The sequence below is a fragment of the Paenibacillus sp. 598K genome, from assembly GCF_003851045.1.
GTDB lineage: Bacteria > Bacillota > Bacilli > Paenibacillales > Paenibacillaceae > Paenibacillus_D.
Map to the genome: position 1 here is coordinate 1 of NZ_BFBX01000008.1, position 24094 is coordinate 24094.

At 48.4% G+C, this 24094-nt stretch carries 26 protein-coding genes, 3 pseudogenes and 1 other annotated feature; of the genes and pseudogenes, 10 read left to right on the plus strand and 19 right to left on the minus strand.

Features of this window, described 5'->3' with window-relative positions:
* Positions 1 to 77: 77 nt before the first annotated feature.
* Positions 78 to 635, minus strand: coding sequence for a GNAT family N-acetyltransferase (locus PA598K_RS02965; RefSeq protein WP_128655420.1), 558 nt, complete (start codon positions 633 to 635; stop codon positions 78 to 80).
* A 50-nt stretch (positions 636 to 685) separates the two neighbouring features.
* Positions 686 to 922: a binding site (T-box leader), on the minus strand.
* Positions 923 to 1070: 148 nt separating this feature from the next.
* Between PA598K_RS02965 and PA598K_RS02970 the strand changes: the two genes are divergently transcribed.
* A complete protein-coding gene (locus PA598K_RS02970) occupies positions 1071 to 2183 on the plus strand; it encodes an SGNH/GDSL hydrolase family protein (protein WP_260405239.1) in 1113 nt (370 codons plus the stop codon).
* Between the two features lie 22 nt (positions 2184 to 2205).
* On the opposite strand, the gene PA598K_RS02975 is transcribed toward PA598K_RS02970, so the two are convergent.
* Together PA598K_RS02975 and PA598K_RS02980 are read right to left on the minus strand one after the other, a co-directional pair.
* Positions 2206 to 2586: a hypothetical protein gene (locus tag PA598K_RS02975; RefSeq protein WP_128655421.1), complete on the minus strand. Its 381-nt coding sequence runs from the start codon at positions 2584 to 2586 to the stop codon at positions 2206 to 2208.
* The gene (locus tag PA598K_RS02980) at positions 2583 to 3020 is read right to left on the minus strand and encodes a hypothetical protein (protein WP_128655422.1); all 438 of its coding nucleotides are present in this window, start codon (positions 3018 to 3020) and stop codon (positions 2583 to 2585) included. The genes PA598K_RS02975 and PA598K_RS02980 overlap by 4 nt, the downstream gene beginning before the upstream one ends.
* A gap of 412 nt (positions 3021 to 3432) precedes the next feature.
* Between PA598K_RS02980 and PA598K_RS02985 the strand changes: the two genes are divergently transcribed.
* Together PA598K_RS02985 and PA598K_RS02990 are read left to right on the plus strand one after the other, a co-directional pair.
* Positions 3433 to 4296, plus strand: coding sequence for a helix-turn-helix transcriptional regulator (locus PA598K_RS02985; RefSeq protein ID WP_260405246.1), 864 nt, complete (start codon positions 3433 to 3435; stop codon positions 4294 to 4296).
* Positions 4297 to 4392: 96 nt separating this feature from the next.
* Positions 4393 to 5265 (plus strand): SDR family oxidoreductase, encoded by an 873-nt coding sequence (locus PA598K_RS02990; RefSeq protein ID WP_128655424.1) that lies wholly within the window; start codon positions 4393 to 4395, stop codon positions 5263 to 5265.
* An 84-nt stretch (positions 5266 to 5349) separates the two neighbouring features.
* On the opposite strand, the pseudogene PA598K_RS37225 reads toward PA598K_RS02990, so the two are convergent.
* The 3 genes and pseudogenes from PA598K_RS37225 to PA598K_RS03005 form a co-directional block, all read right to left on the minus strand.
* Positions 5350 to 5516 (minus strand): annotated as a pseudogene (locus PA598K_RS37225) (ABC transporter permease); the annotation flags it as partial.
* 79 nt (positions 5517 to 5595) lie between these two features.
* The gene (locus tag PA598K_RS03000) at positions 5596 to 6681 is read right to left on the minus strand and encodes an L-dopachrome tautomerase-related protein (RefSeq protein ID WP_185601493.1); all 1086 of its coding nucleotides are present in this window, start codon (positions 6679 to 6681) and stop codon (positions 5596 to 5598) included.
* Positions 6682 to 6872: 191 nt separating this feature from the next.
* Positions 6873 to 7847, minus strand: a complete 975-nt coding sequence (locus PA598K_RS03005; protein WP_185601482.1) for a phosphotransferase enzyme family protein — start codon at positions 7845 to 7847, stop codon at positions 6873 to 6875.
* A 190-nt stretch (positions 7848 to 8037) separates the two neighbouring features.
* Between PA598K_RS03005 and PA598K_RS03010 the strand changes: the two genes are divergently transcribed.
* From PA598K_RS03010 to PA598K_RS37695, 3 genes and pseudogenes are all read left to right on the plus strand, one after another.
* A complete protein-coding gene (locus PA598K_RS03010) occupies positions 8038 to 8499 on the plus strand; it encodes a MarR family winged helix-turn-helix transcriptional regulator (protein ID WP_185601486.1) in 462 nt (153 codons plus the stop codon).
* A 25-nt stretch (positions 8500 to 8524) separates the two neighbouring features.
* Entirely contained in the window at positions 8525 to 9691 is a 1167-nt protein-coding gene (locus PA598K_RS03015; protein ID WP_128655428.1) for a macrolide family glycosyltransferase, read from the plus strand.
* A 177-nt stretch (positions 9692 to 9868) separates the two neighbouring features.
* Positions 9869 to 9995, plus strand: a pseudogene (locus PA598K_RS37695) (SDR family NAD(P)-dependent oxidoreductase); the annotation flags it as partial.
* Between the two features lie 84 nt (positions 9996 to 10079).
* On the opposite strand, the gene PA598K_RS03025 reads toward PA598K_RS37695, so the two are convergent.
* From PA598K_RS03025 to PA598K_RS03040, 4 genes and pseudogenes are all read right to left on the minus strand, one after another.
* Entirely contained in the window at positions 10080 to 10403 is a 324-nt protein-coding gene (locus PA598K_RS03025; protein WP_128655429.1) for a type II toxin-antitoxin system PemK/MazF family toxin, read from the minus strand.
* On the minus strand, positions 10404 to 10643 hold the full coding sequence (locus tag PA598K_RS03030) for an AbrB/MazE/SpoVT family DNA-binding domain-containing protein (protein ID WP_128655430.1): 240 nt from the start codon (positions 10641 to 10643) through the stop codon (positions 10404 to 10406).
* Between the two features lie 47 nt (positions 10644 to 10690).
* A pseudogene (locus PA598K_RS03035) lies at positions 10691 to 11479 on the minus strand (SDR family NAD(P)-dependent oxidoreductase).
* A gap of 19 nt (positions 11480 to 11498) precedes the next feature.
* Positions 11499 to 12380 carry a phosphotransferase family protein gene (locus PA598K_RS03040; RefSeq protein WP_128655431.1) on the minus strand — a complete coding sequence of 294 codons (882 nt, stop codon included), beginning with the start codon at positions 12378 to 12380 and terminating at the stop codon, positions 11499 to 11501.
* Positions 12381 to 12727: 347 nt separating this feature from the next.
* Between PA598K_RS03040 and PA598K_RS03045 the strand changes: the two genes are divergently transcribed.
* Both PA598K_RS03045 and PA598K_RS03055 read left to right on the plus strand, forming a co-directional pair.
* The gene (locus PA598K_RS03045) at positions 12728 to 13090 is read left to right on the plus strand and encodes an SDR family NAD(P)-dependent oxidoreductase (protein WP_128655432.1); all 363 of its coding nucleotides are present in this window, start codon (positions 12728 to 12730) and stop codon (positions 13088 to 13090) included.
* Positions 13091 to 13448: 358 nt separating this feature from the next.
* The gene (locus PA598K_RS03055) at positions 13449 to 13784 is read left to right on the plus strand and encodes a helix-turn-helix domain-containing protein (protein WP_128655433.1); all 336 of its coding nucleotides are present in this window, start codon (positions 13449 to 13451) and stop codon (positions 13782 to 13784) included.
* A 505-nt stretch (positions 13785 to 14289) separates the two neighbouring features.
* Here PA598K_RS03055 and PA598K_RS03060 read toward each other — a convergent pair.
* From PA598K_RS03060 to PA598K_RS03080, 6 genes are all read right to left on the minus strand, one after another.
* A complete protein-coding gene (locus tag PA598K_RS03060; RefSeq protein ID WP_128655434.1) occupies positions 14290 to 15057 on the minus strand; it encodes a hypothetical protein in 768 nt (255 codons plus the stop codon).
* A gap of 180 nt (positions 15058 to 15237) precedes the next feature.
* Entirely contained in the window at positions 15238 to 16512 is a 1275-nt protein-coding gene (locus PA598K_RS03065) for a hypothetical protein (RefSeq protein WP_128655435.1), read from the minus strand.
* A gap of 1030 nt (positions 16513 to 17542) precedes the next feature.
* On the minus strand, positions 17543 to 18895 hold the full coding sequence (locus PA598K_RS03070; RefSeq protein ID WP_128655436.1) for an SIR2 family protein: 1353 nt from the start codon (positions 18893 to 18895) through the stop codon (positions 17543 to 17545).
* Between the two features lie 318 nt (positions 18896 to 19213).
* Positions 19214 to 19693 (minus strand): 23S rRNA (pseudouridine(1915)-N(3))-methyltransferase RlmH, encoded by a 480-nt coding sequence (gene rlmH, locus PA598K_RS03075; RefSeq protein WP_128655437.1) that lies wholly within the window; start codon positions 19691 to 19693, stop codon positions 19214 to 19216.
* A gap of 75 nt (positions 19694 to 19768) precedes the next feature.
* Positions 19769 to 19918 carry a hypothetical protein gene (locus PA598K_RS37700; RefSeq protein WP_260405240.1) on the minus strand — a complete coding sequence of 50 codons (150 nt, stop codon included), beginning with the start codon at positions 19916 to 19918 and terminating at the stop codon, positions 19769 to 19771.
* Between the two features lie 15 nt (positions 19919 to 19933).
* Positions 19934 to 20362 (minus strand): hypothetical protein, encoded by a 429-nt coding sequence (locus PA598K_RS03080; RefSeq protein WP_260405241.1) that lies wholly within the window; start codon positions 20360 to 20362, stop codon positions 19934 to 19936.
* A gap of 381 nt (positions 20363 to 20743) precedes the next feature.
* On the opposite strand from PA598K_RS03080, the gene PA598K_RS03085 reads away from it, so the two are divergent.
* Positions 20744 to 20935 (plus strand): hypothetical protein, encoded by a 192-nt coding sequence (locus PA598K_RS03085; RefSeq protein WP_128655438.1) that lies wholly within the window; start codon positions 20744 to 20746, stop codon positions 20933 to 20935.
* A 258-nt stretch (positions 20936 to 21193) separates the two neighbouring features.
* On the opposite strand, the gene PA598K_RS03090 is transcribed toward PA598K_RS03085, so the two are convergent.
* Entirely contained in the window at positions 21194 to 21361 is a 168-nt protein-coding gene (locus PA598K_RS03090) for a CxxH/CxxC protein (RefSeq protein WP_128655439.1), read from the minus strand.
* Between the two features lie 60 nt (positions 21362 to 21421).
* Positions 21422 to 22750 carry a S1C family serine protease gene (locus PA598K_RS03095; RefSeq protein ID WP_128655440.1) on the minus strand — a complete coding sequence of 443 codons (1329 nt, stop codon included), beginning with the start codon at positions 22748 to 22750 and terminating at the stop codon, positions 21422 to 21424.
* A 127-nt stretch (positions 22751 to 22877) separates the two neighbouring features.
* Between PA598K_RS03095 and PA598K_RS03100 the strand changes: the two genes are divergently transcribed.
* On the plus strand, positions 22878 to 23123 hold the full coding sequence (locus PA598K_RS03100) for a hypothetical protein (RefSeq protein WP_128655441.1): 246 nt from the start codon (positions 22878 to 22880) through the stop codon (positions 23121 to 23123).
* Here PA598K_RS03100 and PA598K_RS03105 read toward each other — a convergent pair.
* A complete protein-coding gene (locus PA598K_RS03105) occupies positions 23081 to 23899 on the minus strand; it encodes an MBL fold metallo-hydrolase (protein ID WP_128655442.1) in 819 nt (272 codons plus the stop codon). The two genes, PA598K_RS03100 and PA598K_RS03105, sit on opposite strands and share 43 nt — an antisense overlap.
* Between the last annotated feature and the right edge of the window lie 195 nt (positions 23900 to 24094).

Sequence of the window (24094 nt, forward strand, 5' to 3'; positions counted from 1 at the left end):
TGTGCTACGATTTCAGACTTTCATCCTACAAGTTTCCGTGCGCGTCAAGTCAACCCCTATTTTTAACAATATGATAATCACTCCAATGAACCCGCTTCGTGCCGCTCGTCGCTTCGGAGCAGACCGTAATACGTAACATCCTCGTACGCGTCTCCCTTGCGGATATGCTGGCGCAGGATGCCCTCCGGCTGCATCCCGAGCTTCTCCATCACCTTGTACGAGGCTGGATTCCGCGTCATCGCTGCGGCGAAGACGCGATTCAAGCCCAGCTCCTCAAAGGCAAACCGAACCACTCGCGCAGCCGCCTCTGTACAGTAGCCGCGCCGCCAATAGGGCTTGCCGATCCAGTAGGCGAGCTCGGCCATATGGTGTGGCTTGTGGACATGCAGCCCGACCACCCCTATCAAGCCCTCCTCCTCCGTCAGCGTCACCGCAAACGAATAGCCATCGCCTCTGGCGGCGGCCTCACGCCTCGCTTGGATGAACCCCACAGCCGACCCGGGCGGGTACGGATGGGGTATGTTCAACGTCGTGTCGGCGACCTCGCGATCTCCAGCCAATCGCTCCATCGCTTCCCCATCGCGAGGCTCCAGTAGTCGCAAGGTCAAACGTTCCGTTACCATGGTCATTTTCATAGGGAATACCTCCGTTGATTAGAAAAGTTAAATGCAAAAAACTCCATCCCTAAAGGGACGGAGTTACCCGCGTTACCACCCTGATTGGCATATGCCGTGCATACACCCGCTTAGTCATCGTCCATCAACGATGCATCCTTGTAACGGCGGATTCCCGGGCCCATCTACTCTTATTTCGGGGGCCTGCTCAGAGGCGATGCTTCAATTCGGATGTCCGCTGCCTCGCACCAACCGGCAGTTCTCTGAACGGCGTCTCCGAATCTACTTGTCCTCTTCTTCGCATTTGTGAGTCATGTTATTAGATTCACTATATCGGCGGCGGAATATTCTGTCAACTTAGTGGCCTAATCTTTAAGAAACTTTTTATTGCAGGACAGAGCGGATATATTGGGGAATAAGTAGAGTACTACGATAAATGGAACGGAGCTGAATGTTGTGTCCAAACGTACCTCGTCCAATTCGATCAATCCTTCGACACTGGATCCCAATATGGCTATTAAAACGGAGCGCGACGAATCGATGAAGTGGCTTTCTCCTTTGGAGCAGCCCTTTCATATTGCTGGATTCCACTGGCTGCAAGAAGAACGGAAGTACCGTCGTCTGCCATCCACCCCGTCCGACACGCTTCCCCCGGATGTCGATGTGTTGGCGAATTGCACGGCGGGAGGCCAGATCCGATTCCGGACCGACTCCTCTCGATTATCTATCCGCGTGAAGCTTGGCGGCCCAAGCAACATGTATCATATGCCCGCGACCGGGCAATGCGGGTTCGATTGCTACTTGGGCGAGCCTGGAGACTTGCATTATTTGAGCACGACCCGCTTCGACCACACGATGACCGAATACGAAGCGTCCTTTTACGATTGGAAGGAAAAGCGCCTGCATCACGTAACGTTAAATTTCCCGCTGTATCAGAGCGTCGAGGAGGTATGGATCGGAGTTGACCAAGATGCCGCAGTTGGAGCAGCCGCTGCTTATGTGAGCGACAAGCCGGTCGTCGTCTACGGCACCTCGATCACGCAAGGAGGCTGTGCCAGTCGTCCCGGAATGGCTTATCCGAACCTGCTCAGCCGCAAGATCCCGTATGAATTTATCAATCTCGGCTTCTCGGGCAGCGGAAAAGGCGAGCCCGAAGTAGCCCGGACGATCGCCAGCATTCGCAACCCGGCTATGTTCGTAGTAGATTACGAAGCGAATGTCCCGTCCGTGGAGCACCTGGCCGAAACGTTGCCTATATTCATCCACATCCTGCGCGAACGCCATCCCGACGCACCGATATTGGTCGTTAACCGTATAGCATCGGCAATGGAGCGCTTGGACCCCGAGCTACACCAACTGCTCATAGATAGGAGGAATGTCCAGCACACAACCGTAGAACGCTTCCGGGATGCGGGCGATTCGAACGTCCACTTCCTCGATGGCAGGACGATGCTCGGCGACGACTACCCGGAAGAATGCACGGTCGACGGCCTTCATCCAACCGATCTCGGTTTCCTGCTCATGAGCCGATCGATCGAGCCGGTGATTCGGAAACTGTTGCAAATGTAGGAAGCCTTCTGAAAGCCTTCTGCTAGCCATATTGCGAGTATAGCTCCAGCATATCATCCGCACAGCCAGCACGGATCGTGTTGGCTTGTTCAGCGTGGTGCATTGCCTCGGCGTAAAGTTGTAAATTAAAGCTGACCGAAGCCATGATTAATTGCCATTCCGCGTCCGTAACTCCCTTATCAGAGACCATTTGTAGCAGCTCATAGGCTTGCTCGAACGGATCGGTCTGGTCGGAATACTCTTGCAGATAATTTAGTGCTCTTGCATAGGCTAAAACCATTTCATAGGACCACTGTTCCCGGGGGCACTGCTGCAGGATGGATTGGATTTCCTTATAATTATCGACAAGCTTCATGATATCCATCTCTGCCTCAAGATCGTTTATATATTGCATGTCAATCAATCATCATCACCTCTGGCAAGAGAAAATTTGAATTTGATATTTCCGTGCATTACTCCAAAATCCTCGATTTCTTGTGCCGTTTGCGTCCCCATTAGAATATCGGCCATCATGCCGTTGGAACGGAACCATCCTAATCTACGCTCCTGCTCGTTATAGAAAAGAGCGGAAAACGGATGGTAATATAAATCCAACATCTGGAATGTAGAGCTAAATTGTTGCTCCGCAAGCTCTTTTGCATGCAGCGAAGATACCAACTTCCCCTTTAATCGGCCTTTGGCGGAATACTTCATGTGACTGATGGCAAAGATCGCCGTTGTAATCATGACATTTTCACAAAAAGACTCCATATTCGGTTCCCAGTACCAAGCCTCATCGTCCATGAACATAATTTGTTTCTTGACCGCTGATAGCGCAAAGGGCTCTTTTTTTCTCATTCGATAGACGATATTTCCATCCGAAACATAGAACTCGTATTTCGGATTTCTTCGTCGGATGCGCCGTGATTTTGAACCAATTTCGGAGCTGTGCCGTCCCTGCCTTCATGCATGACTTCGGATGCATAGTACGTGCCGTAAAATTCCTTTTGGCCGCAATTATCTACCCTATACGTACCGGTTAGCTGATCAGCCTCCACGCAGATACCTCCCGTTCCTCTATCTCTACTTTATTGTAAAACAAAATGAAACGGGCACCAGTGCCGAACATCCTAACCCGCGCCGAAATCGAATCTTTCGGATGAAGCGAAGTCATTTGGACTGGCGTCCAGCCCTGGGTAAACAGCATCGGTATGCGCATGGCTCTCTTTTGTGGCAACGGCACCTTAACGGAGATTATAATGTAAGTGAGGTGAGCTGCTTGAAAACAAATCGTTCCTCATCCGCACTGGGTGAGTTTATAAAATCGCGCCGAGAGCGCTTGCAGCCTTCAGAGGCAGGGATCCAGCCGCTGCCCGGACGAAGACGCACGCCAGGACTTCGAAGAGAAGAAGTCTCTTATCTTGCCAATATAAGCGTGACGTACTATGCCTGGCTGGAGCAAGGCAAGGAGGTTAATCCTTCGCCGGAAGTGCTGCTCAGCATCAGCAAAGCGCTGCAGCTTAACGATGACGAGCAGAAGCATCTATTCGATCTGGCCAATATAGATATGGCGAGCGTCGTCACAGCGCCAAATAACGGTGGGCCGAATACAGAAGTTCTGCAGAAAATCGTCGATCAACTGCATTATCCTTCTTTTATTACAGACGAAGGGACGGATGTTATCGTCTGGAATCGAGCGGCCGAACTGATCGTAGCCGATTTCGGAAGTCTGCCGGACAACGAACGGAATATGATGGAGATTATGTTTTTAAAGCCGGATTACCGTAACAGACTGCTGAACTGGGAAGCCGCTGCCCGTTACTCTGTAGCCCTTCTTCGAGCAGGCTTCGATGATTACAAGAACAACCCTTTATATATGGAACGGTTTGAACGCTTGATGCGGGAAAGCGTGGAGTTCGTGCATTTCTGGGAGCTATATGAAATCAAACAAAAACGCGTAGCCACCTCTTTATTCCGTCTCCCTGACGCACAGGAGATGGAGTTCGAGCTCCATTCCGCAGCTGTAATCGATAATGACCCGGGACTGCACTGGTGTTTCTTCGTCCCGGTGCCCGGTTCAGGGACGGAGGAGAGATTGTTACGCTTACTTGAGCAGGACCGGCAGCTACCGTAGGCTGTTACTCCCGTTAATAGCATAGACGTGCTGTGGCTAGCTCCCTCTAGTGGTTTGTATAATTCAGTGGATGACAACGAATGGAGGGTGTTTAGCATGCAAACTTGGTTCATTACAGGCGCTTCAGGAGGCTTGGGTTCACGTATAACTCGCCAGCTGCTGGATAGAGGGGACCGTGTAGCCGCAACGGTACGCAAGCCCGGGGTGCTCGATGATCTGCAGGCACAGTATGGCTCGCAACTTTGGCAGGCTAATTTAGATCTGACCAACGCTCAGCGAATTGCTGAAGTGGTGGAACGTGCATTTGAGGAACTGGGTACGATCGATGTGCTTGTCAATAATGCAGCTTATGGCTTGTATGGCGCAGTGGAAGAGGCAAGCGACAGGCAGATGGAGCATGAATTTATGACCAATGTGCTTGGATCCCTGCGTGTAGCGCGTGCAGTCTTGCCTTATTTCCGTAAGCAGGGCGGCGGTCACATCGTACAGATTTCTAGTATGGCAGGTCATTACTCGATTCCGGGGATGGGACTGTATTGCTCATCGAAATGGGCGGTCGAAGGCGCCTTTGAAGCACTGGCCAAGGAAGTGGCTCCGTTCCATATTAAGACCACGATGGTGGAGCCCGGCGGAATCCGAACGAATTTCATTACAAGCAACGCCGTATTCGGCGAGCGGATGGACGAATACCGGGATACGGAGGCGGGCCAATTCGTTAGCCTGATGAAGGGAGAGCTGCCTGGTATAGATATGAGCATGTTCAGACAAATGGTGATCGGCGATCCGGATAAAATGGCGCAGCAGATTATCCGTCGTGTCGACCAGGGCGAGGGTCCGATCCGTATGGCGTTGGGCAGTGACGCCTATGAGCAAATCCGGGCAGCCCTGCTGGACAGACTAGCGGCTCTCGAAGCGCAGAAAGAGCTGGCTTACTCCACTGATTCAGACGATGTGGCGAAACCCTTGTAAAGGACACCAAGAATTCGACCACCTTACCGCTCATATCAGTGAAAAAGGGGAGGGAGCTGCCGAGGCAGCTCCCTTATGTTTGTTGGAAAACGCGCTTGCACCTTCTACCGATTTGGCGGACAGTCCGGCAATCGCCGCGACCCAAGTTAGAGCAAGGGTAAACAACACGAGTATACCGGCTACGGCAAGCCACGGCAGCACGCCTGCTGATAAGCGACCATAAGGAGCGCTAGGAGAAGGATGATGACAAGACGGTTACTCCTAAGGTGACCCCCCCCACCCCCTCCTGCTTTATACCTCGCGTAGGTGTACAACATTGGCGAATGTGTTCTACAAGGTAGGAGCAGGTGATTCGGCTATTTGCATACGTAGTAGGCTGTAAGGCTTCTGCCGCAGGTCATTTCCATAATGAAATCTTGCCTGCCGATTGAGTAGATTCACGATGAAATATAAGCATTGATCGGGACCAATCGAAAACGTATCCGGCCATAAAATTCTCGGGTCATGTGCGATCGTTTCTATCATTCCATTCGGCAATATTTTTCGAATACTATTGTTTTCATAGTCTCCAGCGTAAACGTTCCCTTTTGCATCGGTAATCATTCCATCTGAAGCCCCTTTTTCTCCCCAATACTGCACGTGATACTGTAAATTCGTATCCGGTATCGTTTGGTCTCTTAGGGCTTCCGTTGAAATCGAGTACAGCTGACGACTGGAAAGGGGACAAAAATACAACGTCTTACCGTCCGGGGAAATCGCTATCCCATCAGATGCCAATCTAAAGGGTGAAGTAGATCCGTCTGGGTTTCGATTCATCAGGATTTTACCTTCAACCTTTGGTAAGAAATACGGATCGGGCGAAGTTGAAGGGGCTCCATTTAACCGTCTCCAGGCAGAACCCGTGTCTAAATCAACGACAATAATAGCTCCTGGTCCCCGGGAAGACGAATCCGTGATATAAGCATAACCTGCTTTACCCACTCGATAGTCAACTCGGACATCATTTAAATAAGTGGTTGGCAGGACAACATTTTCTGTAAAGGTGTATACCCGTTTTATCGTATTTGAATGTAAATCAACAGCGACTAGCTTGGCTCCCCCTTTAATGGGTTCTGAGAAATTGGGCGCCCCTGTATCCAATACCCAAAGCGTACCCTTTCCATCGGCAACGACACTTTGGACACTTATGAAGGACGTTGTGATAGTTGATGGGCTTGCCACATTAGCCTCTAAACTGGGATAAGGCTGTAACGTATCACGAACGATTTCAGCCACCGTACATTGAACGTCGTCTCCCCATTTCGGGAAGCAAACAAAAATACGCCCGGTTTCCGAAACAGAAATCCCTGTAGGCATGGCGCCGTAAAATAAAAACACCGCCTCAAACGTACCGAAATACCTTTCACTCGGTAACATCACTTGTATAGCATCCTCCTCAACCGGTTTGAACTGCTATCCCCTATTTATATGCCAGAATAAGGTTAAATTACCTGGATAATAAAAAAATTACGGGAACTCGCAAGTCCTAGCTATCGGAGTCGTGCACAGATGAATCCGAACCGATTCGACGTGCATGGATTGAAGCACGTGCCGAATCGACGTCTGAACTAAAACGAGTAATACACTTCTTCTCCATGAAGAAAATCACGGCAAAGCGTGCTGCACATTTGGGCAGCGTGGTCTTTTATCCAGCCATTCTTCTCGGGATCCTTGATAAAAAATACATAGCTTATGAAAATATCCATAAATATCTGCCCTTCAATCAGACGAATATCATCAAAAGAAAAACTTGTTTTGGAAGCATAACCTTCCAACAACGTCTTTCTTAATTCAGGTTTAAGCATGGAAGATGCGCTACCTAGATCAAACAAATAATAACCATAACCAAATAAACCAAAATCGATAAGGGAAGGTGTGTCTTCCGACACGATGATGTTCCCTAGCTGATAATCCGCATGAACATATCCCCAAGCGTTTTCCCTGGCGTCTAGCTCTGCTATCTGTTCTTTTACTATGGACAGTACGTGCTCAATAACAACATAATCATCATAATTAAGGGCTCCATCGTTTACCCCTTGCCAAAGTTCTTTCAGTGCCTCATCAATCCTGCTAGCGTTGTAAACGGGGCGATGCAGCTTCAAAGACGTTAACGTTTGAGAAAATTCATGTAGACTAGCCACACTTTCCCCCAACTTAAAAATGATCGATGCTATATTTTCCTCGTTTTGCGTAAGTGTCGAACCGTCAATCCATTCAAGAAGCGTCGCGTATGTAGGACCATATTGATCGGAAATATAGGCTGTAACCAATTCACCCGCTTGATTAACAATGGGTTTTTGGGCCTTCAGAATGCTTTTTCGATCTATTTCTTGGAGGAAAAACATTTCGGACTGTAATCCATCCCGCGTATGCTGCAGTCCAGAAAAGCCGTCAGATATCGGACTATGGATCCGCAACAGATAGCTGCGGTTGTCGGATTTAGTTGTTATTTTATAAGTGATGTTCTCATTATGTCTGATGAACTCAATGCTTGGTTCAACGAACGAATAGTGCTTTAATACTTGTTCCGCTTCATGATTCACAGTACTTCTCAGCTCCTTCCTTCTGAGCCTTAAGCTGCCCTTTACATCATATTCGTGAACCAAAGCCAAGACCCCTTTCCGAGGGGTCAGTTATAACCGTCGACTAAACGTTTCCACAGAATATTTATTTGCTTTACGCAAACAAATAAGTTATATTGGCGGTAGGGAACAAAAAAAGGGAGGCGATCCATTGACCTCAAGAAAAGAAGAGCTTCGAAAAGTGACCTACGGCACGTTTAGTCTGACGCAAGAATTTCGCAAAATTCAGGCATTACGAAAGGACTATGACCGAACAGCTTTTGACATCCTTATCCTTATATCGAGCCGTAAGCGAATGCGCCCGTCGGATATCGCGGCCGCCTTGCAATTAAACCCATCATCCATTACCAGAAGGATGCAGGCGCTCCTCCAGGAAGGACTGGTCTCGGCTGAGATCGATCCGTCCGATCAACGGTCGAGCTTGATCGCCCTCACGCAGAATGGGGAAGAAGCTTTAGAGCGCTACTTTGTTAGAAGCGTCGACACCAACGATAGGCTACTGGAGAACTGGAGCGATGAAGAATTGAAAGCATTTGCCTCTATGCTCTCGCGGTATTCCGAAGCCTTGAAAGGCTGGCGCCTGGGTCAGCACCCGGAACAAAAGGAAAAATAGTTCCCTAGAGAAAGGAACATGCTTTATGTCCAAAGTTCTGTTTATCAACGGTCCGGCTGAAGGTCATATCAATCCCACATTGGGACTGGTGCGCGAGTTAATCCATCGAGGAGAAGAGGTGGTTTATCTCGCGCCAGCGCCATTCCGTGGCAAAATCGAGCTGACGGGAGCAGGGTTCAGGGAGTTCAATAGCTTCTACGGGCAACCGGAGTCGGGGGATCTTCCCGGATTCCTCGGTATGATGCGTTTTTTGCTTAGATCGGCAGACCAAGTGATAGATCAGGCCATGGAGTTGACCGCTACGGAACGTTATGATTATGTGGTGCATGATGCATTTTTCGGTTGGGGGACGCTCATCGCTCACTTGCTTCAAGCGACATCCATCAGCTCCAACTCGACCTTCGCCCCCGTAATCAACAGCAGTATGACGGGAAAAGACGAACGGTCCGCAGCACAACTTGAGGAGATCAAGCAGGAGATGCTGCAGCTTTCAAGTCGGTATGGCTTTCCCGTATCCAGGATGCAAGACATGATATTCAACAAAGGCGTCATGAATCTTGTATATACGAGCGAATATTTTCAGCCCCATAGGCACTTATTCGATGAAACGTATCATTTCGTCGGTCCTTCCATCGTCAAGCGTGAGGATGCCCCCGACTTTCCATGGTCACAGCTGGAAGGGGCACAGAGCATTTATATATCTTTAGGCACGATCGCTAATGACGACAAGAGCTTCTACGAGGCGTGTTTCAAGGCATTTGCCGAGATGCCGTATCGAATTGTTATGTCCATAGGTAATAAGATTAGCGCATCCGCTTTGACCGGCGTACCGTCCAATTTTATCCTCCAGCCTTACGCTCCTCAACTGGAGATTTTAAAAAAGGTTGATCTCTTCATCACCCATGGAGGAATGAATAGTGTAAGCGAGGCGTTGTTCCATGATGTGCCGCTCATCGTGATTCCACTATCGGCCGACCAGCCGATCGTCGCCTCGCGGGTAGAAGAATTGGGCTGCGGCGTGAAGCTGAGTCGCCAGCAAGCGACTGCAGAAGCCTTGCGAAGCGCCGTCGATGGCGTGATCTCGAACGACGCGTATAAAAGGAATAGCTCTATTGTTGGGGAGACGCTTCGAAATGCGGGCGGATATAAGCGGGCTGCAGATCTTGTTATGGCCATGACAAAGGCGCGCTAAATACCGAGCGGTCTGCAGCGGCAGATTGGAAGCTCCTCTCCGAGGCTTTTGGACGCGTGCCCGAATAACAAAGTTCACCCGCAGCATTGTGGGCGATCTTTGTGTGCCTGGAAAGAGTCTTCGGGCAACGTTCGACCCTCACAAGGATAACCCGATGTACATGGAACGCTTCGGGCGTACCTGGCTGTTTACAGCGCTACCAAGGTCTTCGTGTTATCGTTCTCCGAAGCGCTGTGGGCGGAAACCCGAGGGCGCGGTGTCCGTGATGGCCCTGTGTCCAGGTGCGACTGAAACTGGCTTTTTCAGTAGTTGACTACGGAAGCCAAGGCGAACAGCCTCCACACCATTTGGCTTGAAATAAAAAAGCCAGCCCCTAAAATGAGACTCGCTACAAAAATGTGTGTATTTTGTCTAAACACTCATTAACTATTTCATTCGGGGCTTTTCCGACGATATCAATGCGTCCAGCTTGCCAATCAAAATTTTTTATCTGATCCGTTAAAATGACCCCGTTAAACACCAAACCACCCGGGAGCAGCACTTCGTACCCCCAGCCGCGAACCGTATGAGTGATTGGGCAAAGTGAAACAAAACCCGTCGTTTCATTAAATGCTTTTGGTGACAGCACGATCGCAGACCTTCTCCCGGCTTGTTCGTGACCAACTTGGGGATTAAAGTTTATCCATACTAAATCTCCTCGATCTGCACACATCTAAAGCAATTCCTTCCCTTCTACACCGAATTCCATTTCATCGTGGCGACTTTCCGGGTTGCATTGGGCCAACAATTCTTCTAATGTCGGCTTTTTCTTCTTTGGTATTACGATGAGCGTATGATCATCACCCACAACCAAGTCAACTTCCGACCCTTGACTGACCGCAATCCTTTCTGCAATCTGGGCGGGAATACGAATGCCCAGACTGTTTCCCCACTTCTGTACGGTGGTCGACATGAAGAGTCCTCCCTCTTTCGATTCCTTTCGCTCACTTTACCACACCTCTATCGACATGTATATACTAGTATATACAACAGATCTACCGCCACTAACGGTGATCGTCTCTCCAACTTATAATTGGCCGCATCCGAAGCAAGAAAACAGATCACTTCCGCGATTTCCGTGGGGGTGGCCACGCGCTGAAGCGGGACAGACGCAATCAGCCTTTCGAGACGATGTTCATCTGGTGCAAACTTCTCATGAAATGGCGTATCCACCATTCCGGGAGCTACGCCGTTTACTATAATTCCATGTTCAATAAGCTCTCTCGACATACCGACGGTTAACGTATTTACGGCCCCTTTCGCAGAGGCATAGTGAATACTTTCGCCCGCTCCTCCAAGACGAGCCGCAGCCGACGCGACGAGAGATTAATAATTTAACCCGCTCTCCTCGGGATCATATATTGTAAAACCGCCTGAGAACAGAGAAGAATACTTTTTACATTTTAAAGCATAGGTCTCGTCCCACAGTTGTTCCGTCATGTCCATAAATGTGCTCTGCTTGACGCCCCCTCCAGCGTTATTAATTAATACATCCACAATCCCATGCTTTGATACAACCTCTTGCACCATGGCCTCAACTTCATTTTGCTTAGTAATATCCGCTTGAACGATATGTCCATCGCCACCCGCTTCTCGAATCGTCGCTAGCGCTTCGGTAGCGCCTTGTATATGATTCCGATAATGGATAACAACCTTCGCTCCCCTTGCTGCCATTAATTCCGCCGTCGCCCGTCCGATTCCCGAACTAGCCCCGGTAATGAGAACGACCTTCCCGACAAAACTCTGCATACCGACGCCCTCCTTTTACTCAATAACCCACTGAATTCCTTAACCTAAGAATACTTTCCTGAAGGAACGTTTGATTTTGTTCAATGCCTCTTTTTTTACACCAAACAACTGCGCTGAAAGCATCGTAGAAATCATAGAATGGCAGCACGCTTTCCAGAGTCAACATTGGTCGAATCGAATGATAACCCTCAATGAACGGTATCTTTGTTCTTGGATCGACTCCCCAAATATCTCGATTGACTTTTGTAAAATCGATTTCCGACGATCCACCACGGGCACTCTCGAAATCAATAATGCCAGCCACCTCGTTACCATTGACCAATATATTACCTGGTCTAAAATCCATGTGAACAATGCATGGTCCGTCCGGATCCGGTAAAGCAGAGAAAACTTCATCAAAGTGAAGAATACATCTTTCATATAAGTTTGCGTCGAGAATCTCTTTGCATGGCTCTTTCCATTGTTCAAAATTACTTTTGATATGTAATCTCCAATTATTTTGGTCAAGTAACTTAAAACCATCGGTTACATGGTAACCATACCCAGGAGTTCTAACCTCATGGAGCATAGCAAGATACACGCCAATTTGAAAAGAGAGTTTCGCATCAATCTCTCCTGTACAAGGCATACCTGGAATTGCTGAAAGAAGCAATGCCCCAGTAGTACTTTCATCCCCGCACCAAACGTCCAATACCTTAGGAACAGGAATTACTTCTTTCAATGTTTCAAGTATCTGAAATTCACGAAATAGCTTATCTTTGTTAAATGGAATTTTTACATAAACGTCTTCTCCGCTAGCAAGAGTAAGTTTGTATACATCTGAACTAAATGACTCTGGAACATCTTCTATATTCGAGACGTTCAACTTCAGCTTTTCTATAACGTTAAGAATGGAATTCATACGAAACCTCCTGTTTACCCAAATTCTTGCATATATCATATTCTTGACCCCGTACCAAGACCCCTTCCCAAGGGGTTATATTCAATGCTAGGAGGAGTGTCGAACATGCTTTGCTGTTCTCAGCAATCAGCGGTAACATCGAATAGCATGCGAAACCTCGGAAGAACTGAACCGCATGTCCTCTTCTGCACACCTTAACGCCTAGCGCTGCCACCATCGACAACGACCCAGGCGAGTTTTCATCGCAAGCTTAGCCTGTTAGTTCAATTACTAGTATGGACGCACTGTGGTTAGCCCTCACCTGTTGTTGGTAAGATGAAGGCAATAACAGGGATTAGGGGGCCATCATGAAATCATATCATTATCAGGGCAAACTGGCCGTGGTCACCGGGGCTTCCTCTGGCATCGGCGAGGCCTATGCCAGAGAACTGGCAGCGCGAGGCTGCCATGTCATATTGGTCGCTCGTTCCAAGGAAAAATTGGAGGCGTTAGCCGGAGAGATCAAGCGTAAGCACGAAGAAATGGTGGCGCGGAACACGCTATCCACTCCAGAGAACGTAGTTGGAGCCGGATTTCGCGGGATCGACAAAGGCAGCAGCTACATCATTGACGGACGCAACAATTATATGGCCGCCCTGATGATTCGCTTTCTTCCCCGACGCAGATTAGCTTTAATCAATGAACGGGTATCGCGCCCCAAAGCCCACTGAAGAAGGCGTCGAAAAACCGCCAGGTAACGCTCATTTCATTCAGTCTATATAGCCAGAAGATGCTTCACGGGAGTTAGGTTGGGCAGCGAGCATTTAATCCAGCTGCCTTTTTCTTTGTTTAGTGCTAATGTGCTGCGGCTGTCGCTGTCCGCAACTATAGTCAATTCTGTGGAGATCCACCGGTAGCATCAACGAGCTGCCCCGTGATCCATCTCGCCTCCTCAGAGGCTATAAATACAACGATTAGGGCTATTGTTTTCGCTTATGATGCTGCCAGACCAGGCCGCTGATGACACCGACGATGGCTTGTACACTTGATGGGGCTTTGTGTACACTTAAAACGAAGGAGCGATCGCGCATGCAGACACCAGCCATAACACGCATTGGAGCCACCATCCGGGCGTTTCGCAAGTCCCGCAATCTGACGCTGGAGCAATTCGCCGAGCTGACCGACTCCACCGTCTCCTACATCGGTACCATCGAGCGCGGCGAACAAAACATCACCATACAAACCTTGGACAAAATCGCCCAGGCCTTCGATATCGATATCTTCGACCTGCTATCCGTCAGCCAGGTCCCCAACGAAACCATCCGCGAAGTCCAAGCCCTCCTACTGCAGCAGGACGACTTTCACCAGAAGAAATTTTTGGCGATCTTGAAGGAGTTTGTGAAGAGTCCTGAGAATGGAAAATAGCCCTCGAAGGAGGGCTATTGGGTTGGTTTTAATGATATTTCGTTCTCTTGGTGCTAAGGTATACTGGATCGGCTACAGTTAGATGGATAATAAAAATAAGGATTTATAGAATAAACCTATCCCGATCGTGGCAGTGAATTCAAAAACCAAACGATGAACTAACTTTTGTAGACCTTTGGGATTGGCCGTTCATTAAGCAAGAAGGGCTGTCTTTTTGACAACGCTGTGGCCGAAGCGATCTACATGGTGACAGAGTTCATCTACTAGGCGGAGTCCCACAGCCTTCATCAATTGGAGTTGGAGTTTGTACGATTACATAAACTGTTTTAACAAGCATCGCGTTCACGGATCATTATTGATCTTTAGGATACATGACACCGGTTCAGGACAGCTAAGTTGCCTTTAAAAAAGTTGTCTGATTTTCTGTTGATAGTCCACTTTAATTACGAAAAATAATAGAGGCCGGATACCTTAATCGGTACCCGCCTCTAATATGTTAAGCAACCTAAGAATGCTTTTTCAAATAATCAGTGATTTCTATTTTACGCGTTTGGGGGAATATCCATCCCTTTAGCTTCGCATTCCATTTACCACCAAGCTGTTTAAGTTCGCCCTTAACTTTCGTCGTTTCGCCCTTTACTAAGAAACTTCTAACTTCTCCATCCTTTTCGTAGTCCTCTATGTATATTGTTCTATCTTTCATTACTTCCAACACTTCAGGAGCATCTGCCAATTTCTTAGCTATTTGACTGGCTCCGATACCTTTAACCAAATGATCTATGTTAATTGCTAACTGGCGCGCGAACTTTTCCTTCAAGTCTTGCGTACCTGTGTAGCTTTCAACCAAGCCTAGCGGGCGTAATTTCTCCTTAAACTCGGTCAACTGTTTGTACTGGTCAATATCAATCTTATCCAACTCTGCTGGTTTAGAACAAAAGTAAATCATGGCTGGCTTTCCCATTTTAATGAAATACTCAATTTCCTCTACTGTGCCACTTTCAGCAACTCCTGTATGTGTGCCTATCCTTGTCCAGAATAATCCCACTAGCAGGTCGCAGTCTTTTACCAACTGCTGATTAATCACCTCTTGCGGTCTATCTCCTAGTAACGGTGCCGAATGAGTTTCCCATCTAACTGGAAGTATTACAACATTTGATTGGGATGCCCGTAAGTCATTCCACTCACTTATGACTGCTGGAATAATATCTCTATCTGTTCCCACATCCCCCGGTGAAGCTATTAGAATCCGATATACATCCGCCTTAAATGTCATATTGTTCCTCCCCGATACCCTATGGGCATAGTATATTACTTTCTTCACGAAACTAAAAGAGGCTTGTCTGTTTCGGCAGTGGGGATTTGAACAGATTTCGCGATAAAATGACTCTCTTTCTGATTACGTCCATACAGACATAAAAATCAGCAAAAAGGAGACCTATTAGAGTCCATCAATTCAATTAAAGATTAAGAACTTCAACAAATAATCTACCATATCACTGTATTTCTCATCTGTGGGTTGTCGGTGTACTTCTTTATCTGGGTGGTCTGTTCTCTGTAAGACTCTTACATTTGCAGTTTCGAGTGAAAACTCTAATCTAGAGACAGCAAATCCAGATGGTAAGCTCTTAACCAGCTTTAAACTTTCTACAGCCTGTTCTTCCTGCAGAACAAGAAGATTCAGCCAATACAGTTCATTAGAAGAAATGCATTTATAGCCCTTGTCGGAGATGTAAATTTCAGCATACTTGTTGCTGTTCTCTTCGCGCGTATTGCGAAACTTAATTCCAACCACGTCACCAAGCTCATTCTTTTGGAGCGTTGTTGAAATAATAGATAAGACAGCAAAAGAGATATAATCCTTAGGCGTGATAGTACCGTCAATAGGCGGATTAAAATGTTCTTCGATATTAGCAACGAACGAATCAATCGGTGTTTTGAAGGTCGCCAGTAACTCTTGTGCCTTCATGCGCTTCTCAGAAAGAACATCTTCTTCGATAAGGTAGAGACTCTTTCTGAAATTATTAATTTTTTCAATTTGAACCGCGGGCTTTAAGTTTGTCACAAATTTAAGGGTACGCTCTACCCTTCCCTTCATTGTGCCAACTTCTGCATTGTCGCTCTCGATATTGTCCACATCTCTCAAGCGAATATGGAGTAGTCCTCTCTTGAAATCAAACTCAATGAGTGTCGGATAGGCTACCCAAGTTTCCTCTTGATTCTTTACATGTATTTTTATAAGCTCCTTGTCCAACAAGAGCAATCGAATTGCCTCCAACTGCCCGTCACTTTCATAAATACGATAAGAACTAATTACAAAGGAATGACCTTTGTTTGCCTTAGAGACGTTTCGGATAACAGACATTTCTTTCGGCACTGCCCACGAGCCTAACACTTCAGGGAGAGCCTTCATATCGTCTAGAGCAATATTGTGGGCAGTTATTCTATAAAGATAAGCGTTAAAAAGGCTATCCTCGATGATGCTAAAAAGCAACTCATCAATATCAACCTCAGTAAGAACTCCTTTTTCTAGTCCTGTGGCTAGTGTTTCACAAGTCAATAAAGTGGCATTGCTTTTCACACTATCTTTAGCAGAAGAACGTAGTGTTGTATATACTTCCTCGAAGTTGGGAAACATGTTACCACGACTTCGGAGGTATGTTTTCACTCTCTCTTTGCCAATAAACTGTTGAAAAAACATCAGGTTCTCTACAATCTCACTTCTTTTCATTTCTCCAACCCGCCTTTATTTTATGTTCAAGGGGGTTCTATTTTGAAGGTTAATGTATTCACCAGTACAACATTTATTGGATGTTTCGATTCTTTAGAATTATTATCTGAACGAAACGCACTTTCCACTGGCACCATTTTTTCTTTATCAGGCACCGAGTACTGCATCCATAATGTCGTTTACAAATTTGATGACACACTACATCTTGATGTCCATAAAATTTACAGTCCCCACAAATAGAATATCCCTTGGTCGTCGGTCAAGTAAAGGAAAGAAGCAACATGACTAGCTCCCTTCCCCCTTCTTGTTTTATGACAAAAGCCCAAGGGAATAACCACTATTTACATTTTAGATTTTACTGTTCATAGTCAACTATTTTCTTGACTTCGAGATGAACACTGTGCTATCATCCTAGTTGTAGCCTTAAGACGATAACTGACCCAATATGTACGTAGATTAGATTAATTTTCATCATAATGCTGTAACATCTTGATGAATCTTAGGCTTTAGCAATTTAATATTCTTGCCCTTACCTGACCTTGTCTATAATATATCAGGTTTGTTTTTGTTTGTCAATAACTCATAAGGCACACACCTTCTCTGGCGGCCAGAAATGCCTCTACAATCAATTATAAGGTATTCTCAATACCTTTATCCCCTTTTTCAGCTTAGAACCCTTATACGGCTAATTTCAAGCGCTAAGATTCATGGATCAGCAATTACTAATAAACGAAGAACACGGTGAATGTGAACAACATCTGGCTCTGTGATACATTTGCAACATATCGGGCATGCCTTGTGCGCTAGGCATGCTTTCTTTTATTCCTCTTTACATTGGAAGTACGGATTGTACTTTAATTTATTATTTTTGTACCATTCGTATGGGCCATGTTAGTCCGAAATCTTTAGCAGCTAGAGAGAAAGAACCTGGCTACAAATTATACGCCCCCTAAAGAGTGGATTTTCTTATAATAGAGATAGAGCCTGTACAATCATGAGTATTACTCACTTTTTGTACAGGCCCTACTTTTCACATTTCCAAAATATATTCATCACCGTTCATCTTTTTTCTTGCTAGCTCAACACCAGCCTCAGAATACTTACTGTAGCCAGTTTTACCTATCATAAGCTTGATATGATACTTGTTGTCACTAGCTTTTATGTCTACTCCAGTCTCTTCCTTAATCTCTTTGAAAAACATATGAACTTTATGCCAACCTCCAAAACCTAAAATTTCACCGATTTGCTTAAGCGTATACGGGTAGCTGGCGTTCAGAGCTGTAGGATTATCTAAGGTCGTTATACCATATACCTTTGCTAGTTCACCTTCAGTATTCAGAGTATTTTCTAGTATCTGAAAATTAACTTCGACGGTTTTCTTAGGGATATCGTATCTTACCATATCATAAGTTCTTGCCAGCAGAGCGCGTAATAACTTCGGGTTAACCTTCTCTAATGCTGCATTCGTAGCAAAGGCCTCGTAAACCCAATGAAAAGAGTTAGCCACTATACTTTTGACTCTCACGCTGCGATGTTCACCAATAGCAATCAATTTCTCTTTAGCAGGCGGATGCTTATTCTCAATATTAGGATCCCACTCTAATAAATATATATTAGGAATCAATTGATTTTCAGCAGAGATAATTTCGTCAATATCGGATAAGATAGCTTTGATATTAGAGTCCTCAGCTCGATATCCCATAAAAATCAGCGGGTGCTCAGCGAAATAAGTAAGCAATTTAGCACTTAAGTACTTTTTCTTCATAGTGAAGTCCATATAATCATCTGTCGTAAGGACCATGCTAGCAGGATCAGTCGTACATCCGTGAATTTTCAATACTTCTCCTACACTTGCATGATTAGACTTAAGGATTTTTTGTCCTACAATAGGTGTGTAATCTGGAAAGACTAATTCTTGGAATTGGTCGTAATTTGTAGTGATAAGAGCATGAGGAGATATATTCTGCAGAGCCTCTATTTCCTTCAAAAGCCCGTTATTATTTATTTCGGCTAATTTTTTGGGAGTAATCGAATCCAGAAGTTCTTTAATTTTATGCTTGATATAAATTCCAGGCAAAGTGCCCTGAGCAAAGAGTTCCTCTGGAAATTCTCCTTTCCCTTCTCTCCAAGCCCATTCTCTAAATTTTTCAGAAAACATCTGACCAATATCAGGGAAATCATTAGTTTGTCTGTAGAAAGCAAAGCTATCTTCTATCCTCGGACAGATTTCTGACAACTGAATAAGTAATTGCTCCCAGTTAGGAGCTCCAAAATATCTCTTTGAGATGCCTGAGCCTATGAATAATATAGGCTGGCACCCCATGTCCTCAAGGCACACTTTAATATCGTCAGAAATGTCTTGCATGTACTGAGTATAGGACATCATGTACCCCCATAATCGTAAATTCTTAAATTGAGTTTGGATTACAGTTGCTACAGATAACCTCACTATCAAGAAGGTCTTCCTCAACACGCAAAACCTTTTCATGGGAAGCTACAAGGTAGTGTTCTATTTTTTCGCCTTTGCCACAAGCACAAGTTTTTTTCTGGTATCATTATACATCCCAATTTTTATCACCCTAGCGACTTTTCGCACTCATATATTTCACCTTTTCCCAGAATTTTTTTAAGGCCTTCCGTATAAATACTTTATCATAAGATACCAGGTATTTCCTCAATTATTTTCAGAATTTCGTTGCCTTCACTTATGATAAGGCTCACCCCGATTAATCTTCACCGCCCTATAGATCTGCTCGACCAGGACCAGGCGCATGAGCTGGTGGGGCAGGGTCATGCGGCCGAAGCTGAGGCGCTGCTGGGCGCGGCGCAGTACGTCGTCGGAGAGGCCGTGGCTGCCTCCGATGACGAAGACGATGTGGCTCGTCCCATAGGTGCCGAGCCGGTCGATCTCGGCGGCGAGCTCCTCCGAGCTCCAGAGCTTGCCATCGAGCGCGAGGGCGATCACATGCGCCTCGCTCTTGATCTGTGCGAGGATGCGTTCTCCCTCGCGCACCTTCACCTGGACAACCTCAGCGTCACTGAGGTTGTCCGGCGCCTTCTCATCCGCCACCTCGATCATCTGGAACTTGAGGTAGGGCGTCAGCCTTTTGGCATATTCCGCGATGCCGAGCGTCAGATACTTCTCCTTCAGCTTGCCTACACCTATCAGTTGAATGAACATAGTTCCTCCATCGATCAAATTTGATATCGCCTTGTAGCACGCTCCTGGGTTTGTTCTCTAGTGCCACCTTGCTACTTAAGAATATTGCCAAAATCCCGCGACCGGCTCCTGCATCTCCGACGTCCCTATCTGGGCGAACACATACAGCGCTCTGAAGCCAAAGGGGTAGCTGCTATCCTCCCGGAGCAAGGTGTCGGGGTAGCCGTCCTCATCGACTTGAAACAAAAAAGAATACGAGTCCTACTGCAGCTTCGTGAAATAATAGGCTTCCTTTTGAATGAGTCTCGGCGTCCCGCCCGCCTTGATCAAGAAGGGCTGGTCCATCGATTGATCATCCGTGCTTGATTCGCCAGCTGTAATATGGTGTTTGTTAAGACCGGTGCTCGTATATGTAGCTTTGGCGCTCTCCGTGGATATCGGATGCTCCACCACCTTGATTGAGCAGTTGGGGTAGATGTTGTTTTTCAGATACGCCTCATAGTCCTCCGGGATGAAGATGGATATCATACGCTCCGCTTGGAACGGATGGACGAGGGTCAGATAGAACAGATACGTTAGATCGCTATCATGAATGAGGTCGGATGGCTCGTCGAAAAAGGCGGGCGCGTTGCCGCCAATCCAGCCTGCGTGAAGCTCGTCTGATACCGCCGGTTCGGCATAATACAACATACAATCTGTTCTCTCAGCTAAGAGCTTCCTTAGATTGTCAGTCGTCATTTGACCATCTCCCCTCCAGCTCCTTCATGCGTTGCAATCCAGGTCAATCGCGGCCTCCACGTCTCTATCGTGCCCAATAGATCGGGGTGGCACCACGCCAAACAAAAACATAACCCGCCAAAAATGAGAATGAATCTGAAACTTTTCTAACCGTCGCAACCGTTTACCTCGCGAGTTATCGGTTAAATAGATGTCAGGCAAGGCGAAACGGATGCGGTCGCCCCAGGGCGACACAACACGTTTCATCCCGCTGATGGATAAGTTGTTATATGCAAGAGTATATAATCGCTTATCCATCAAGCACAATCCAAAACCTGAAAGGGGTAGTTTACAATGAAAACGAGGAAGAAATGGGTTACGATGCTGTTGACGTCGATTATGAGTGTCGGTCTGGTATTCGGAGCTGCGGCTTGCGGTAATGCTGTCGACAATACGCCGAATAATGGGGTGACCGATCCGGGTACGACGAATCCGCCGATGGATGAGCCTGCTACTCCGGGGACGACTGACCCGTTGGTGCCTTAATGCAGGCACGGCAGGATGGGCTGAAGTTCGCAGAGCAGCCACGATCTGCTCCGCCATGGAGGCTCCGTTAGATGAGGCGCGACCGTCAGCGTAAGCCAGCGGTACTGTATCGTCCATCTTACGACGAACCCCCCGCGTCACCCGCGCAGCTTGCGCAGGGACGCGAGGGGTTTTGTGCGTGGCCCTAGCATTCCGGGAACAACATCGATCGGAGGAGCGATCCGTCCCGCATCGGCCTATCCGATACCAGCAGCTCGCCTACACGATCAGATAAGCAGCCGGCGCCTCGCACAGCTCGCACTTGAGCGGCGGGTCCCAGTTGGCGAAGCGCGTCTCGCGCAGATCGACCACGTCCGGCGCGTCCTCGTATTCATCCACGAATTTGTCAATCGACAGCTCGATATGTTCCTTGCATACACAATACATCGTCTACCCCTACACTCCATCCATCGCTGTCAGGCGCCTCGCAGCGCCTGAGCTGTAGTCTTATTCTTCCGCTTCCTCGCTGGCTTCCACCAGCAAGAGCGAGGTGGTCTTCTTTTTGCCTTCCCGGTAAAAGGTCACTTCGACCTTGTCGCCGATCGCTTTTTTCATATACAGGTACTTGCGCAGCTCCATCGTGCTGCCGATCGGCGTGCTATCAAGCTGGACGATGACATCGTCGGGCTGCAGCTCGGCCTTTTTGGCCGGTCCGATGGCCTCCAGGACGATGATGCCGCGCTTCACGTCATCCGGGAGCTGCAGTGAAGGCTCGGCCTCGACTTCCTCGCCCTCCTCCTCAGCTGCCCGCTGACGCATCGCTTCCTGGATGTAGTATTGCTCCAGATCGAGGGTGAATACGCCGACATACGGGCGCTTCACCTTGCCATACTCGATCAGGCTCTTCACGACAGGCATCGCCAGGTTGATCGGGATCGCGAAGCCCAGTCCCTCGACGCCGTAGTCCGACACCTTCATGCTGTTGATGCCGATCAGTCGGCCGTTCAGATCGACGAGCGCGCCGCCGCTGTTGCCCTTGTTGATCGAGGCGTCGATCTGGATGACCTCCTGCTCCCAATCGTAGACGCCGTCCTGATTGAGCGAGACGGGGATGATGCGGCGCGTCTTGCTGACGATGCCCATCGTCAGTGAGTCGCCGAGGCCGAGCGGATTGCCGATGGCGATCACGGTCTCGCCGTCGCGGATCTTGGACGAGTCGCCGAGCTCGGCGACGACATCGATCCCCTTGGCGTCGATCTCCAGCACCGCCAGATCGGTGATCTGGTCCTTGCCGATGATCTTGGCCTCACGGATCTCGCCATTGGTCAGCACCGCCTTGACAGCGTTGGCGTCCTCGATGACATGATAGTTGGTGATGATCCGCGCCTTGCCCTTCACCTTCTCGAAGATGACGCCCGAGCCGACGCCCGCCTCCTGCAGCGTGGCCTCCTCCTCCGGTTGGAGCGCATCGTCCTCCTGATCCCAGAATTCGTCCGGCAACCCGAAGCTGTCGAGCAGCTGCTCGTTGATGATGCTGACCACCGCTGGCCGCACCTTCGCCGATGCCTGGATCGGCCGCTCGAACGGATCGCCGGGCTGGACCGTTGCTGCTGGCGACGGTTTATTCGTAGACACGCTCACACCCGAGCCGCCCCAGCCTGTGATGAGGCCAAAGACGAGCACGACCGTCAGCGTGCTGATCAGCGACGAGGCGACGATGATGCGCATGGACGACCAGCTGCGCCCCGAGCGCCGTACGCCGAGCGTGGGCCGCGTCTCGCGATGACTGCGCCGGGACACCTTGGTGGAGAAAAAATCGTCATCGAATAAACTCATAAGCTTCTCGCTCCCCTCGATGTCTCGGACATCAAGACAAATAGTAGTAAATCCCCCGGTTAGGAATGATCTCTATAGCTTTAGACTACACTAGTGATAGAAAGGTTACGATAAAGGAGCGATAATCATGCATATGATATCCCGCACGACCTGGGAGCAGGTCCAACTCGCCGCCAGCGTCGGCGATCTGAAGGACGATCACTACCAGCTGCTGCTCAATGTGAGCGCCATGATGGAGCTGCTCGTCGAGAAAGGTGTGCTCTCGCGCGAGGAGATTCGCCGCAAAGCCGCCTCACTCGATCACAACGCCGACGCCGGCGCAGCCGATGCCTATCTCCGCTTCACGACGTCCCATTCGGTCGACCTGTCGTAGTATGTGTCCTTCAGAGCGAACTCGTCGCGCTTGAAGAAGAAGCCATTGCTCTCTAATACATTATTCACCGTCAGCTTGGCCAAATCCATCAGATTATGGTCCCGGCTCAGGTGCGCCAGATAGACCCGCTGGGTCCGGTCCGACAGCAGCTCGCACAGCGCCTCGCCGGCCGCTTCGTTGGAGAGGTGGCCGATGTCGCTGAGGATGCGCCGCTTGATGTTCCACGGGTAGCGACCGACGCGCAGCATGTCCACATCGTGATTGGACTCCAGCACGAGCACATCGGACTCGATCACCTGCTCCTTGACCTTGTCGCTCATATAGCCGAGGTCGGTGACGAGACTGAGCTTGCAGTTATCGCTGTAGAAGGTATAGCCGACCGGCTCCGCCGCATCGTGAGAGATCGGATAGGACTGCACCCGCAGCCGTCCGAGCATTCCCCCTAATTCTACCGCAGTCCCGGTAGCCATGACAAATCGTTTGTCCGCTTCGATCGCGCCGACATGCTTGTGCATCTCCTCCCACGTCGCCTCGTTGGCGTAGATGGGCAGCTCATGCTTGCGTGCGAACGCCCCCAGCCCCTTGATATGGTCCGAATGCTCATGCGTGACGAAGATCGCGTCGAGCTCCTTGGCCTCCACCTCGCGCTCGCGCATCAGCTCCTCGAGCTTTTTGGCGCTTAAGCCAGCGTCGATCAGCACCGTCGCATCCTCCGACTGCACGATCGTCGCATTCCCCGTCGAGCCGCTTGCCAATACAGTAAACCGCAGTCCCATGCTCCCCTAGCCTTCTTTCTCATCCCATTGCTGTAGTAAACCAAATCTCGATCCATGTCGACTTCTGTGGAGCTTGGTGTTGCTCGCTTGGAGCAACATGCCAAGAAAGTTTCGTTAGAGCTCCTGAGGCGACGCCTTTTCGCACTGTAGCGCAAGAAACTTTCGTTGGGGCTCCTGAGGCGACGCCCTTCCGCA

What these genes read in the sequence shown, in the direction of transcription:
- PA598K_RS02965 (WP_128655420.1), bottom strand. Translation starts at nt 635, where the DNA reads ATGAAAATGACCATGGTAACGGAACGTTTGACCTTGCGACTACTGGAG.
- PA598K_RS02980 (WP_128655422.1), bottom strand. Translation starts at nt 3,020, where the DNA reads ATGAGAAAAAAAGAGCCCTTTGCGCTATCAGCGGTCAAGAAACAAATT.
- PA598K_RS02990 (WP_128655424.1), top strand. Translation starts at nt 4,393, where the DNA reads ATGCAAACTTGGTTCATTACAGGCGCTTCAGGAGGCTTGGGTTCACGT.
- PA598K_RS03000 (WP_185601493.1), bottom strand. Translation starts at nt 6,681, where the DNA reads ATGTTACCGAGTGAAAGGTATTTCGGTACGTTTGAGGCGGTGTTTTTA.
- PA598K_RS03015 (WP_128655428.1), top strand. Translation starts at nt 8,525, where the DNA reads ATGTCCAAAGTTCTGTTTATCAACGGTCCGGCTGAAGGTCATATCAAT.
- PA598K_RS03025 (WP_128655429.1), bottom strand. Translation starts at nt 10,403, where the DNA reads ATGTGTGCAGATCGAGGAGATTTAGTATGGATAAACTTTAATCCCCAA.
- PA598K_RS03030 (WP_128655430.1), bottom strand. Translation starts at nt 10,643, where the DNA reads ATGTCGACCACCGTACAGAAGTGGGGAAACAGTCTGGGCATTCGTATT.
- PA598K_RS03040 (WP_128655431.1), bottom strand. Translation starts at nt 12,380, where the DNA reads ATGAATTCCATTCTTAACGTTATAGAAAAGCTGAAGTTGAACGTCTCG.
- PA598K_RS03045 (WP_128655432.1), top strand. Translation starts at nt 12,728, where the DNA reads ATGAAATCATATCATTATCAGGGCAAACTGGCCGTGGTCACCGGGGCT.
- PA598K_RS03055 (WP_128655433.1), top strand. Translation starts at nt 13,449, where the DNA reads ATGCAGACACCAGCCATAACACGCATTGGAGCCACCATCCGGGCGTTT.
- PA598K_RS03060 (WP_128655434.1), bottom strand. Translation starts at nt 15,057, where the DNA reads ATGACATTTAAGGCGGATGTATATCGGATTCTAATAGCTTCACCGGGG.
- PA598K_RS03065 (WP_128655435.1), bottom strand. Translation starts at nt 16,512, where the DNA reads ATGAAAAGAAGTGAGATTGTAGAGAACCTGATGTTTTTTCAACAGTTT.
- PA598K_RS03070 (WP_128655436.1), bottom strand. Translation starts at nt 18,895, where the DNA reads ATGTCCTATACTCAGTACATGCAAGACATTTCTGACGATATTAAAGTG.
- rlmH (WP_128655437.1), bottom strand. Translation starts at nt 19,693, where the DNA reads ATGTTCATTCAACTGATAGGTGTAGGCAAGCTGAAGGAGAAGTATCTG.
- PA598K_RS03080 (WP_260405241.1), bottom strand. Translation starts at nt 20,362, where the DNA reads ATGTTGTATTATGCCGAACCGGCGGTATCAGACGAGCTTCACGCAGGC.
- PA598K_RS03085 (WP_128655438.1), top strand. Translation starts at nt 20,744, where the DNA reads ATGAAAACGAGGAAGAAATGGGTTACGATGCTGTTGACGTCGATTATG.
- PA598K_RS03090 (WP_128655439.1), bottom strand. Translation starts at nt 21,361, where the DNA reads ATGTATTGTGTATGCAAGGAACATATCGAGCTGTCGATTGACAAATTC.
- PA598K_RS03095 (WP_128655440.1), bottom strand. Translation starts at nt 22,750, where the DNA reads ATGAGTTTATTCGATGACGATTTTTTCTCCACCAAGGTGTCCCGGCGC.
- PA598K_RS03100 (WP_128655441.1), top strand. Translation starts at nt 22,878, where the DNA reads ATGCATATGATATCCCGCACGACCTGGGAGCAGGTCCAACTCGCCGCC.
- PA598K_RS03105 (WP_128655442.1), bottom strand. Translation starts at nt 23,899, where the DNA reads ATGGGACTGCGGTTTACTGTATTGGCAAGCGGCTCGACGGGGAATGCG.